Here is a 12047-nt window from a genome sequence, read left to right on the forward strand (position 1 = left end):
TTACCTCCATTTTTGTCTCATATGACTAAAGAGAGTGTGCTATGACCTATACTGTTGGCGTGGTAATGGACCCCATTGCCAAAATAAAACCAGAAAAAGACACCAGTTTCGCAATGATGTTAGAAGCTCAGCATCGCGGGGCGACATTAATTTACCTGGAACTTAAAGATTTATATATCGACAATGGCGTGCCTAAAGCCATTGGTTACCCCGTGACAGTGAGGGATCAGGCACACGATTTTTATACGCTTGGCGAAGAACAACAGTATCTGCTTGGTGACCTCGATGTTATCCTGATGCGTAAGGATCCACCCTTCGACAGTGAGTTTTTGTATGCTACGCATATTCTTGATCTGGCAGAGCGGGCGGGAGCACTGGTCGTCAATAAGCCTCAGAGCCTGCGGGATTTTAACGAAAAGTTGTTTACGGCCTATTTCCCTGAGTTGATCCCCGATACACTGGTCACCCGCAATGCAGCTCTGGTCCGCCAGTTCCATGCCAAACACAAAGATGTTATCTGCAAACCACTTGACGGCATGGGCGGTGCATCAATTTTCCGAATTAAAGAAGACGGCACCAACCTGGGCGTGATTATTGAAACCCTTACCAACAATGGCAAGAGTCAAATGATGGTGCAGGCCTATCTGCCGGCCATTAAAGAGGGTGACAAGCGAGTGCTGATAGTGAATGGCAAAGTCATGCCTTATTGTCTGGCGCGTTTACCTTCGGCGGGAGAAACCCGTGGAAATCTCGCTGCCGGCGGCACAGGACGGCCTCAGCCAATCAGTGACAGCGATCGGGCATTGGCAGAAACCATTGCGCCGGTACTGGTAGAGCGTGGGTTAATGTTTGTCGGACTCGATGTTATTGGCGATCGCATCACAGAAATCAACGTTACCAGCCCAACCTGCGTTAGAGAAATCGAGCGCTCGTACGATATAAATATAACGGGCGAGTTATTTGACGCCATTGAAGCTAAACTTAACTAAACCGATCGTATTGTGGAAACCAGCCCAACGAGGTACTGAACATGACTGAACTGAAAAATCTGGCAAATCACTTCCTGATTGCCATGCCGTCAATGGAAGACCCGTTTTTTTCCCGTAGCCTGACCTATATTTGTGAACACAACGAGGAAGGCGCTATGGGTCTGGTGGTTAACCAACCTACCAATATGACGCTCAAAGAACTATTGGAACAGGCCGACAAAGACGCCGAAGTGGATGATGAGAAAGGTCAGCAAATCGTGCTGGCCGGGGGGCCGGTGAGCCAGGAACGCGGCTTTATTTTGCACAGCCCTCAACCCGGCTGGAGCTCAAGCCTGAACCTCACCTCGGAAATTATGGTCACCACCTCGAAGGACATACTCAGTGCGCTGGGCAATCATCGTGGGCCCGACCAGGCAATCATTACACTGGGTTATGCGGGCTGGAGCGCGGGTCAGCTGGAACGGGAAATTAAGGAAAACTCATGGCTGACTATCGAAGCCGATCCCAAAATCCTGTTCGATACGCCTATCCACCAGCGCTGGCAACTTGCCGTCAGCAGCCTTGGTATTGATGTCTGGCAAATTGCGCCTGAGGTGGGTCATGCCTGAGGCCGGACAACGCACCGTCCTGGCGTTTGATTTTGGCACCAAAAGCATTGGCGTAGCCATTGGTCAGGAAGTCACCGGCACCGCCGCTCCCTTAGAAGCCCTCAAAGCCCGGGATGGCATTCCCGACTGGGATAAGATTCAAAAAATCTATGATGAATGGCAACCGCATATAGTGGTTGTAGGTCTGCCGTTGAATATGGATGGTACTTCACAGACCATGACCGAGCGGTCACAGAAATTTGCTAATCGATTGCACGGCCGTTTTAACACCCCGGTTGAAACCTATGATGAACGACTGAGCACAGCCGATGCCAGAGCACAGCTCTTTGAGCTAGGCGGCTATAAAAAACTCAGCAAAGGTAAAGTCGACAGCGTCTCGGCCTGTCTGATTTTTACCAGCTGGTTTGAAAACCTCTGGGATTAAGCCCCCGCCAAAATAATTAATTCACCTGATCAATTAGCACTATAAAAATCATACTAAATAGTTATAGCCATCACCAGACGGTTCGCTCACACTGACGAAAATTCCAACGGTAAGGGAATGGTTATGTCCAGGTTTATTGAGCAAATCGAAAAGCTTCTACTGATCCTCATCATGCTGGCAACACTGGTAGCGGTGAGTGCAGAAATTATGCACATGGTTGAGTATCGCACCGTGGAACTATCTGACCTGCTGCTATTATTCATCTACGCAGAAGTCATGGGCATGCTGGCCGCTTACTATAACAGCAACCGGATTCCGGTTACCCTGCCACTGATTATCGCCATGACAGCACTCAGCCGAATGATTATTCTACAGAGCAAGGAGCTGGATAAAATCGTGCTGATATATGAATCAGGCAGTATTTTATTGCTCAGCATTGCCGCTCTGATCATGAGTATCAAAGATAAATACAGTTTGGATAAGCTTAAAAACCGTATAATCCGTCAACCCGACTAGTGCTCATCAAACAAGGTTTTATTGCGGATGTACTTGCGCATGTAGTGGTAAGTGATCGGACGTAACAACCAACTGTGCAACGACTTTAAAAAGCGTTCATGAGTAGGGGTATTCTCGTAAATCTGATCATCGTGCAGCCACAGCATTTTCCCCACATGCCAGAAATAATAGGGAAACGGCGGCATAAAGGTCACCATATCCAGATCGCAACAAATACGATAAGTTTTATGATGCAGTAAATAATGTTTATTCCAGGCCCGCGTGGCCACTGCCGGTTGGCCGAAGGTCACCACCCGTTTCACCGCTTTCTTATTCTGCCGCTCAAAGTAATCGGCCATCAACACCGCTACCGCCCCGCCGGAAGAGTGTCCGGTAAACGTAAAGCGTTTGCCCTGCAGGCGCAGTGGCTCCAATACCTTAACCAGTAACTCTCGCAGGGGTAAAGCTTCGTTAATGGTTTTGGTGCTGGAAAACATGGGTTGATTGAGCAGCCGCTTGAACCCCCAGTGAACATAAAAATTACGGTCGACCTGTCTAATCTTAGCCGGTACAAACACCATGTTAGCCAGCCAGTCTCTGAGTCCAAGCGATCCTCTGAATACCACGATGGCCTCTTTTTTATTATCCATCCACAGAATGCGCACGCTCATGCGACCATATTTATCCACTAACTGGCGTTCATGAAAGGGCTCCAACACTTTTTGGTAATTTTCTTCGGCATCAGGATAAGCAAGCTGACAAAGAATGGCGTATCGCTCGTATTGATAACGCTTGAGTTTTTTCATGGATTAGTCGACAGACGGCAAACGTTGTTTTGATGGCATTAATATACGGGAAAGCGCTGCAATAAGTACACTCAGTTTGCGTTTAAACTAGCATTTGGGGGACTGGCAATTCCAGCACAAATTGAATTCGGCGTCCTGGGGTTCATGACAGGTATTGCACACCCAGGCTTCGGCGTTGTTATCCTCTTTGAGAGACGATAATACCCGCTCGGCGAACACCAGATCGTCGGCATTAATTAACCAGAGTTCCGGTTCAAGATCCTGAGCTGGCAGTTCGCCCATGGCACCACTGATAAACTGATTGCGCACCACACAAGGGATCCCTTGTGTGGTCAGTGCATCGAAATACTGCTGAATGACAAACCGCGTCACCCCTGATTTAAACCTGATCAAAGCTTAATCCATATCAATAGACACGCCGGATAACGACCCCAGACCGTCGCTCTGTGGATTATTTGAATCCAGCTTCACCATCAGGCGTAAATCGTTCGGTGAATCGGCATGATGCAATGCTTGTTCAAGATTGATTCGTCCCGTTTTATACAAGTCAAACAGGGCCATATCAAAGGTCTGCATACCCAGCTCCTTGCCTTTTTCCATGGCCTCTTTGAGGCTGCCAATTTCATTGCGCTGGATTAAATCCCGAATTAATGGGGAATTAAGCAAGATTTCAATGGCTGCGACCCTGCCCTTACCATCCACGGTGGGGACCAGTTGCTGGGCCACAATGGCGCGGATATTCAGGCTGAGGTCGAAGCGCAGTTTGTCGTGTTGATCCTTGGGCGCTAAATGCATGATCCGCTCAATGGCCTGGTTAGCATTATTAGCGTGTAACGTAGCCACACATAAGTGACCGGTATCGGCAAACGACATGGCATATTCCATGGTTTCCATAGACCGAATCTCACCAATCAGGATTACGTCCGGCGCCTGCCGCAGTGAGCTTTTCAGGGCATCATCAAAAGACTGCGTATCAATGCCCACCTCACGCTGCGTGACCACGCAATTTTTGTGTTCATGCACGAACTCGATGGGATCTTCGATGGTCAGAATATGGCCGTGGGAATTGGTATTGCGATAACCTATTAACGCAGCCAGTGACGTAGACTTACCGGTACCAGTTCCACCCACAAACAACACCAGCCCCCGTTTGGACATGATAATGTCTTTCAGTACCGGTGGCAGACCGAGATCCTCGGCATTGGGAATTTGGGTGACAATCCGCCGAATGACCATACCCGCCTGATCCCGTTGCCAGAACGCACTGCAGCGGAAGCGACCAATGCCCTCACGTGCGATGGCAAAGTTACATTCTTTGGTGGTATGAAACTCATCGCGCTGTTTATCACTCATGGCCTCATGCACCAAATCCAGCGCGGCCTGGTCGGTCAACGACGTTTCCATCAGAGGTGTCAGCTTGCCATTAATCTTGGCGCTTACGGCAAAACCGGATGTCACGAACAAATCGGAGGCATCGCGGTCAACCATGTTCTGCAAAAGTTGATCGAGCATAGGCTAACTCCTTAAAACCCCGGACGTTGTTTATCAACCATCTTGGCCATGGCATCCTGTTGCGTAATCACACCGGTAGCCACCAGACGTTGTAAGCACTGATCCATGGTCTGCATGCCATGGGACTGACCGGTTTGGATTACCGAGTACATTTGCGGCACTTTATCTTCACGAATAAGGTTACGGATTGCCGGTATGCCCACCATGATTTCATGGGCCGCAACCCGGCCACCGCCAATTTTCTTCAACAGGGTTTGCGAAATAACGGCACGCAGCGATTCCGACAACATAGAACGTACCATGGCTTTTTCTTCCGCCGGGAACACATCGATTATACGGTCAATGGTTTTGGGGGCGGAGTTAGTATGCAGGGTACCAAATACCAGATGCCCGGTTTCCGCCGCCGAAATCGCCAGACGAATGGTTTCCAAATCCCGCAATTCACCGACTAAGATAACGTCCGGATCCTCACGCAATGCCGATCGCAGGGCATTTGAAAAGCTATGCGTATCGCGATGCACTTCCCGCTGGTTGAGTACGCTTAACTTATTGTCGTGTACAAATTCGATGGGGTCTTCGATGGTCAGTATGTGCTCGCGCTTATGCGAGTTAATATGATCAATCATGGCGGCCAGGGTGGTACTCTTACCCGAGCCGGTCGCGCCGGTGACCAGTACGATCCCCGTGGGCTGATTGATAATCTCCTTAAAAATGGCAGGCGCACCTAAATCGTCCAGTGTCAGTACTTTACTGGGGATAGTACGTAAAACAGCGGCCGCACCGCGATTTTGTACAAACGCATTCACCCGGAACCGGGAGAGATCTTTTACCTCAAAAGAAAAATCGGTTTCCAGATTTTCTTCGTATTCCTTACGTTGTTTATCGTTCATTATTTCATAAATCAGCGCATGCACTTGTTTATGATCGAGCGGGTCAACGTTTAACCGACGCATTTCGCCATCCACCCTGATAATCGGAGGAAGGCCTGCGGACAAGTGAAGGTCTGATGCGTTATTCTTAACACTAAATGCTAAAAGTTCGGTAATATCCACAGCCTGACTTCTCCATAACCTGTAGGTGAGTTGTATTAATGCAAACAATAGCAGATCGACTGATAAACGCACGTCACGAAATCGATAACGCCATAGCGTCTGCTAACCGTAATCCCCATTCTGTCCGATTACTGGCGGTTAGCAAGACCAAACCGGTATCAGATATCGAGCTAGCGTATGAAGCGGGACAACGATCGTTTGGCGAGAACTACATTCAGGAGGGGGTCGATAAAATTCAGACCCTTAAGCACCTGTCAGACATTGAATGGCACATGATTGGCCCCATACAATCAAATAAGACTAAAATTGTGGCTGAACATTTTGACTGGGTGCAGACTATTGATCGTTTGAAAATTGCCAGACGACTCAATGACCAACGCCCCGCGGATATGCCACCATTAAACGTGTGTATTCAGCTCAATATAGAGCAGGAAGCCACTAAGTCCGGCATTATTCCGGACGAACTGCCAGCACTGGTGCAAGAAATACTAAACCTGCCACGGTTATCCTTACGGGGATTAATGGCAATACCGGCAGCCGAAGTAACACCACAAGCTCAGCATCAAACACTCGCTGTCTTGCAATCGTTGTATAATGATTTGGCTCAGCAGGTCGACACTGTTGATACTCTTTCAGTAGGGATGAGCGGTGATATGTGCGAAGCTATCGCCCATGGTTCGACCATGGTACGAATTGGCACTGCTATTTTTGGTGCCCGACAACAGCAAAATTAAAGGAGACTCATGCAACATCGTAAACTTGCATTTATTGGCGCGGGCAATATGACCCGTAGTATTGTTGCCGGACTGGTCGCGTCTGGTTATCCCAAAGAGGCTATCATTGCCAGTAACCGCTCGCGGCCAAAGCTCGATGCCATAGAGGAAGAACTGGGGATTAATGTTACCCAGTCCAACGACGACGCCTGCCAGTTTGCCGATGCCATTGTGTTATCCGTAAAACCGCAAATGATGGCAGATGTCTGCGCCGCCATGCAGCAAAACACCGACTTTACCGGCAAGCTTTTTGTCTCCATTGCAGCAGGTCTGCCGGTGTCCCGGTTACAGGAAATGCTCGGTGGTGAGTATCCGGTAGTGCGGGTAATGCCCAACACGCCAAGCTTACTCGGGAAAGGAATGTCGGGGCTGTATGCCGACGACAGTGTGCAACAAACAGACCGCGATTACGTTGCAGACGTAATGGGCGCGGTAGGCAAAACCCTGTGGGTGGAAAAAGAAGACGATATTAACGGCGTCATCGCAGCTGCCGGCAGTAGTCCGGCCTATTTTTTCTTATTCTTACAAGCCATGCAGGAAGAATGTATGGCACAAGGGTTTTCGCAGGCCGATGCCCGCGTATTGGTGCAGCAGGCCATGTTAGGCGCAGCTGAAATGGTTTGCGCAAACCCACAGCTTGAACTGAGCGAGTTGCGAGCTCAGGTCACATCGAAGGGAGGCACAACCGCTGCTGCATGTAATTCGTTAATCGACAGCGATTTACCAGGCATCGTGGCCAAAGCAATGCAGGCCGCTGTGGCACGTGCTGAAGAAATGGCTACTTTATTTTAGATAGGAACAAGCAATGAGCGCTTCGGTTTTTCTGATCACCACTTTATTCAACCTTTATTTAATGGTGGTGTTATTGCGGCTTTGGTTACAAATGGCCAGGGCTGACTTTTACAATCCGTTTAGTCAGTTTGTGGTTAAGGCCACCCATCCGATTGTTGGTCCGATGCGACGGATTATTCCGTCCATTGGTACCTTTGATGTCGCCACCCTGGTATTGGCAATTATTGTCGCGATGGCAAAATACCTGGTGCTCAATTTGTTGTTTGGCGGCAGTATTAACCCTGTGGGTCTGGTGGTTATTGCGTTGCTGGATGTGGTTAAAGAGTTTCTCACACTGGTGTTCTGGGTGCTTATTTTACGTGCTGTGCTAAGCTGGGTATCTCAGGGCCGTAACCCCATCGAGTATGTGATGCAACAACTCACCGAGCCATTTCTGGCACCGATCCGGCGCGTGATCCCGCCCATTGGCGGGCTCGACTTATCCGTGCTAATCGCGATTATTGCGTTACAGGCCTTGCAACTGGTGTTGCGTGATTTCTTACCTTACTACTAAGCAGAGGTGCATTATGGGTCGACTCAGCAGTTTTTACAGGCTTTCTAATCTGTTTTTTGCACTCCTGATACTGCCGTTAGCATTTACTGCCAGCGCCGAACAAAAAGAGCAACTGGGGGACTGGGACGTTCATTACATCGTAGTCAACTCTACCTTTTTCAGTCCGGAAATAGCCCGTCAGTATGGTGTAGTACGCAGTAAGTATAATGCGCTGGTTAACATTTCGGTACTTAACAGTGACACGCAGCAGGCACAAACCGTGGGTATGCAGGGCACCGCTACCAATTTACTGGGGACCGAGAAAAAACTGTCGTTTAAAAAGGTTCAGGAAGGCGACGCCATTTATTATCTGGCAGTGTTTAATTTTCGCAATGAGGAAACTTATCGTTTCAACATCCAGATACGCCGGGGTAACACGGTAGAAACGCTGAAGTTTCAACAAAAGATGTACGTCGACTAACCCAGCGAACGCCACACCGGGAGCAGAATAGACTGCTCCCGGTTTTACCTAAACGTGGCCTGACTGTCATCACAACCAGCAACGGAGATTTCAGGGTGGCACGCATAGCCAGGCAAAAACTATCGGCTACAGCAAAACAAGTGCATAAAGGGTTTATGTATGGCCTGATATCACTTTTTACCATAAACCCCATCCCGCGCCCTTTATCACTGGTTGCACTGTGTTCCTTTTGTATGGCTCTGCCGCTTATGCTCGGCATACTGAGTGGCCAACTGGACATCGGTCTGACTGCCTGTATTGGCGCGTTGCTTGGCTTATACAGCCCGTCTTTTACCCCGGGTCAGCGGGGCAGTACATTACTGAAAATGATCGTACCTTTCACCGCTGCTTATACCATCGGTCTTGCCAGCGAACAGCATTTGCCGACATCAGCTTTGTCGCTGGGACTGGTGGCGATGCTAGCTATTTACCTCGCCCTGTATAAAAAGATGCGCCCGCCGGCCGGGTTCTTTTTTATTATGGTGTGCTGCCTGAGCAAAACACATCATGTGGCAGCAGAGCAAATACCTGCTATCGCTGGTGCCTTTTTTGCCGGTAGCCTGATGGTTACCATTGCCGTCGGTCTTCACGATCTCATAATGGTTAAAGACAAACCAAAAAAAGTAACCGGCCCAACGGAATCGTTCTGGCAGCCTGCTGCTTTTGTAAAGGCGATGGTCGTGGGGATCACCGTGGGCGCAAGTTATTATCTGGCCAGTCTGGGCGGTATTGATAATCCCTACTGGGTGCCTATTACCGTGGCCGCCATACTGCAGGGTCAGCGCATGACTGATTTTTGGCAACGTTCCCTGCACCGGGCCACCGGCACGGCCCTGGGAATGGCACTTGCTACCGGGATCTTTGCCCTGTCCCCACCTCCCCTGGTGCTGGTTGTTTTATTGTTTGTACTGGCGTTTACCATTGAAATGCTGATCACCAAGAACTACGCCCTGGCGTGTATGTTCATTACGCCATTAACCGTCATCCTCGCCCATACCGCGCCTCTTGGTTACAGCGCCCAGACACTGATTATTACCCGCATGACCGACGTGTTAATTGGCGTGGGGTTTGCTCTGCTAGCCGGGGTATTGCTAAAACTACTACCGGTAGAAAACCGCTGAGCGACAGCTTTAAGACTATCAAACTGCTTGTTTTAAGTGCCCCATCGATTACACTTTTGCTGCAAGAATAATCCGGTAAATCAATAATAACGATGGAACCCACATTGAAAAAGTTAACGCAATCCCTGATCACAGGCGTTGGTTTACTTGCTCTGTTTGGCTGTGCGCCCAGCGGGCAAAGCAGCACTGAGCCTGCACCAACCTTATCCCTCGAACGCATATACACTAATAAAGAATTCAAAAGTGAACGGGCGCCCTATTTTCGCTGGCTGGACGACGGCACTGGTTATACTGTGCTGGAAGCGCGCAGTAAAGACGAGCAGCAAACTGATGATGACAGCCATGGCGTCACCGGCAATGACATCGTGTTTTATCAGCCGGATGGCAGCGGCCGTAAGGTGCTGGTTACAGTAGAGCAGCTCACCCCACAAGGCACTGATGACGCCCTGAGTATTGAAGACTACCAGTGGTCAGAAGACGGCAAGTGGGCACTAATCTTTACTAACGGGCAAAAGGTTTGGCGGCACCGAACTCGCGGTGACTACTGGGTGCTGAACCTGGAGTCAGACTCACTTTACCAACTGGGTGGTGAAACGCCCAAAGAAACGAGCCTGATGTTCGCTAAGTTCAGTCCGGACAGCCAGAAAGTGGCCTACGTGCAGGATAACAACATCTACGTTGAAACCCTGGGAAGTCCAACCGTCACCGCACTCACTACCGATGGCAGCGAGACCATTATCAACGGTCATTTCGACTGGGTATATGAAGAAGAGTTCTCGATTACTGATGGTTTTCGCTGGAGTCCGGACAGTAAAGCGATTGCCTACTGGCAGCTCGATCAATCCGGTGTTGAATACTTCACCATGATCAACAATACCGACTCCCTCTACCCCACCCTGACCCGTTTCCCGTACCCCAAGGCTGGTGAGCAAAACTCAGCGGTAAAGGTCGGAGTCGTCTCACTCGCTGATCAACACACCCACTGGGCACCACTAACTGGCGATAATCGCGACCGCTACGTGCCACGCATTAGTTGGGCAGGCACTGGCGAGGAAGTGCTAATTCAGGATGTTAATCGTCCACAAAATACCAATGTACTGCGGTTGTTTAACTGGCAGGAAAATACCCTGAAAACCATCTATACCGATCAGGATGATGCCTTCCTTGAGTGGTATTATGCGGCTGAATGGCAAGAAGATGGCAGTCATTTTGTGTTCCACAGTGAGTGTGACGGCTGGCGGCATCTGTATCGTATTTCCCGGGATGGCAAGTCAATTATCGATCTGACCCCCGGTGAATATGATATCGTGGATTTGATCACGATTAATGAAGCCACTAACAGTATTTACTTCACCGCTTCACCGGATGCACCAGAACAGCGCTTTTTGTTTAAAGGTTCATTGGATGGCACTACCCCGGTTGAACAGCTGACACCGGCAAAATTTACCGGCAATAACCGCTATTACATGTCAAAAGATGCCAGCTATGCCATGCATACCCACAGCAGGTTTAATCAACCAGCCAGTAGCCAGATCATCAAAACAGCGGGTCATGAGCCTATCACCCAACTGACCACCAATGAGGAACTAAAAGCGCAATTGGCCAAAGAATCCCTGCCACAACACAAGTTTTTCCGTGTTGAAGCCAGAGATGGTGTACCGTTGGACGGCTGGATTATGTTCCCGCCAGATATGGACCCTGAAAAGAAGTATCCGATTATTTTTTACGTTTATGGCGAACCCTGGGGATCTACCGTGCAGGATAGCTGGGGTGGTAGCGGCTATTTGTGGAATAGTATGATGGCGCAGAAGGGCTTTATCATGGTATCGGTAGATAATCGCGGCACCCGCGCCCCGAAAGGCCGGGACTGGCGCAAATCGATTTACAAGAAAATAGGCAGTATCACGGTGCGCGATCAGGCCGATGCCCTGGACGCCATGGCGGTCCGTTGGCCGCAAATAGACACCAGCCGGGTTGGTGTATGGGGCCATTCCGGTGGCGGTAGCTCAACCCTTAACCTGTTGTTCAGACACCCAGACAAATTCCATGTTGGGGTAGCCCAGGCACCAGTGGCTGATATCCGCTATTACGATACCATCTACCAGGAACGCTACGCCGGTAATCCTAAAAACGATCCGGGCAGTTACACGCAGACATCACCAATCACCTTTGCCAAAGACTTACAGGGCGAGCTGCTACTGGTGCATGGTACCGGCGATGATAACGTTCACTATCAGGGCACGGAGGCATTAATTAACGAGCTGGTGAAACACAATAAACAGTTTGAGTTTATGTCCTACCCCAACCGCAGCCACCGCATCAGTGAAGGCGACGGTACCACGTTGCACCTGCAAACCATGAAAACCAACTTCTTCCTTGAGCACCTGCAACCTTAAGCAGCGCTCAGCACAGCAAACATAAAA

14 protein-coding genes are annotated in these 12047 nt (G+C 49.6%); 10 read left to right on the top strand and 4 right to left on the bottom strand.

Annotated elements, in window-relative coordinates; genetic code table 11:
* Positions 1-41: 41 nt before the first annotated feature.
* From gshB to AC2T0J_RS00790, 4 genes are all read left to right on the top strand, one after another.
* A complete protein-coding gene (gshB, locus tag AC2T0J_RS00775) occupies positions 42-989 on the top strand; it encodes a glutathione synthase (RefSeq protein WP_489808306.1) in 948 nt (315 codons plus the stop codon).
* Positions 990-1030: 41 nt separating this feature from the next.
* On the top strand, positions 1031-1597 hold the full coding sequence (locus AC2T0J_RS00780) for a YqgE/AlgH family protein (protein WP_489808307.1): 567 nt from the start codon (positions 1031-1033) through the stop codon (positions 1595-1597).
* Positions 1590-2021, top strand: coding sequence for a Holliday junction resolvase RuvX (gene ruvX / locus AC2T0J_RS00785; protein ID WP_489808308.1), 432 nt, complete (start codon positions 1590-1592; stop codon positions 2019-2021). The genes AC2T0J_RS00780 and ruvX overlap by 8 nt, the downstream gene beginning before the upstream one ends.
* 123 nt (positions 2022-2144) lie before the next feature.
* Entirely contained in the window at positions 2145-2537 is a 393-nt protein-coding gene (locus AC2T0J_RS00790) for a phosphate-starvation-inducible PsiE family protein (protein ID WP_489808309.1), read from the top strand.
* Here the strand turns inward: AC2T0J_RS00790 and AC2T0J_RS00795 are convergent.
* From AC2T0J_RS00795 to AC2T0J_RS00810, 4 genes are all read right to left on the bottom strand, one after another.
* On the bottom strand, positions 2534-3322 hold the full coding sequence (locus tag AC2T0J_RS00795) for a lipase family protein (RefSeq protein WP_489808310.1): 789 nt from the start codon (positions 3320-3322) through the stop codon (positions 2534-2536). The two genes, AC2T0J_RS00790 and AC2T0J_RS00795, sit on opposite strands and share 4 nt — an antisense overlap.
* Before the next feature lie 87 nt (positions 3323-3409).
* Positions 3410-3694 carry a putative signal transducing protein gene (locus tag AC2T0J_RS00800; RefSeq protein WP_489808311.1) on the bottom strand — a complete coding sequence of 95 codons (285 nt, stop codon included), beginning with the start codon at positions 3692-3694 and terminating at the stop codon, positions 3410-3412.
* Between the two features lie 24 nt (positions 3695-3718).
* Positions 3719-4834: a PilT/PilU family type 4a pilus ATPase gene (locus AC2T0J_RS00805; RefSeq protein WP_489808312.1), complete on the bottom strand. Its 1116-nt coding sequence runs from the start codon at positions 4832-4834 to the stop codon at positions 3719-3721.
* A gap of 11 nt (positions 4835-4845) precedes the next feature.
* A complete protein-coding gene (locus AC2T0J_RS00810) occupies positions 4846-5886 on the bottom strand; it encodes a type IV pilus twitching motility protein PilT (protein ID WP_489808313.1) in 1041 nt (346 codons plus the stop codon).
* Positions 5887-5924: 38 nt separating this feature from the next.
* On the opposite strand from AC2T0J_RS00810, the gene AC2T0J_RS00815 reads away from it, so the two are divergent.
* From AC2T0J_RS00815 to AC2T0J_RS00840, 6 genes are all read left to right on the top strand, one after another.
* Positions 5925-6620, top strand: coding sequence for a YggS family pyridoxal phosphate-dependent enzyme (locus AC2T0J_RS00815; protein WP_489808314.1), 696 nt, complete (start codon positions 5925-5927; stop codon positions 6618-6620).
* 9 nt (positions 6621-6629) lie between these two features.
* Positions 6630-7451: a pyrroline-5-carboxylate reductase gene (proC, locus tag AC2T0J_RS00820; RefSeq protein ID WP_489808315.1), complete on the top strand. Its 822-nt coding sequence runs from the start codon at positions 6630-6632 to the stop codon at positions 7449-7451.
* Between the two features lie 13 nt (positions 7452-7464).
* Positions 7465-8004, top strand: a complete 540-nt coding sequence (locus AC2T0J_RS00825; RefSeq protein ID WP_489808316.1) for a YggT family protein — start codon at positions 7465-7467, stop codon at positions 8002-8004.
* A gap of 13 nt (positions 8005-8017) precedes the next feature.
* The gene (locus tag AC2T0J_RS00830; protein ID WP_489808317.1) at positions 8018-8464 is read left to right on the top strand and encodes a DUF4426 domain-containing protein; all 447 of its coding nucleotides are present in this window, start codon (positions 8018-8020) and stop codon (positions 8462-8464) included.
* Between the two features lie 95 nt (positions 8465-8559).
* Entirely contained in the window at positions 8560-9624 is a 1065-nt protein-coding gene (locus AC2T0J_RS00835) for an FUSC family protein (RefSeq protein ID WP_489808318.1), read from the top strand.
* A gap of 92 nt (positions 9625-9716) precedes the next feature.
* The gene (locus tag AC2T0J_RS00840) at positions 9717-12020 is read left to right on the top strand and encodes a S9 family peptidase (RefSeq protein WP_489808319.1); all 2304 of its coding nucleotides are present in this window, start codon (positions 9717-9719) and stop codon (positions 12018-12020) included.
* Positions 12021-12047 lie beyond the last annotated feature (27 nt).

This window comes from Alteromonas sp. ISO5, from assembly GCF_058105165.1.

What these genes read in the sequence shown, in the direction of transcription:
- gshB (WP_489808306.1), top strand. Translation starts at nt 42, where the DNA reads ATGACCTATACTGTTGGCGTGGTAATGGACCCCATTGCCAAAATAAAA.
- AC2T0J_RS00780 (WP_489808307.1), top strand. Translation starts at nt 1,031, where the DNA reads ATGACTGAACTGAAAAATCTGGCAAATCACTTCCTGATTGCCATGCCG.
- ruvX (WP_489808308.1), top strand. Translation starts at nt 1,590, where the DNA reads ATGCCTGAGGCCGGACAACGCACCGTCCTGGCGTTTGATTTTGGCACC.
- AC2T0J_RS00790 (WP_489808309.1), top strand. Translation starts at nt 2,145, where the DNA reads ATGTCCAGGTTTATTGAGCAAATCGAAAAGCTTCTACTGATCCTCATC.
- AC2T0J_RS00795 (WP_489808310.1), bottom strand. Translation starts at nt 3,322, where the DNA reads ATGAAAAAACTCAAGCGTTATCAATACGAGCGATACGCCATTCTTTGT.
- AC2T0J_RS00805 (WP_489808312.1), bottom strand. Translation starts at nt 4,834, where the DNA reads ATGCTCGATCAACTTTTGCAGAACATGGTTGACCGCGATGCCTCCGAT.
- AC2T0J_RS00815 (WP_489808314.1), top strand. Translation starts at nt 5,925, where the DNA reads ATGCAAACAATAGCAGATCGACTGATAAACGCACGTCACGAAATCGAT.
- proC (WP_489808315.1), top strand. Translation starts at nt 6,630, where the DNA reads ATGCAACATCGTAAACTTGCATTTATTGGCGCGGGCAATATGACCCGT.
- AC2T0J_RS00825 (WP_489808316.1), top strand. Translation starts at nt 7,465, where the DNA reads ATGAGCGCTTCGGTTTTTCTGATCACCACTTTATTCAACCTTTATTTA.
- AC2T0J_RS00830 (WP_489808317.1), top strand. Translation starts at nt 8,018, where the DNA reads ATGGGTCGACTCAGCAGTTTTTACAGGCTTTCTAATCTGTTTTTTGCA.
- AC2T0J_RS00840 (WP_489808319.1), top strand. Translation starts at nt 9,717, where the DNA reads ATGGAACCCACATTGAAAAAGTTAACGCAATCCCTGATCACAGGCGTT.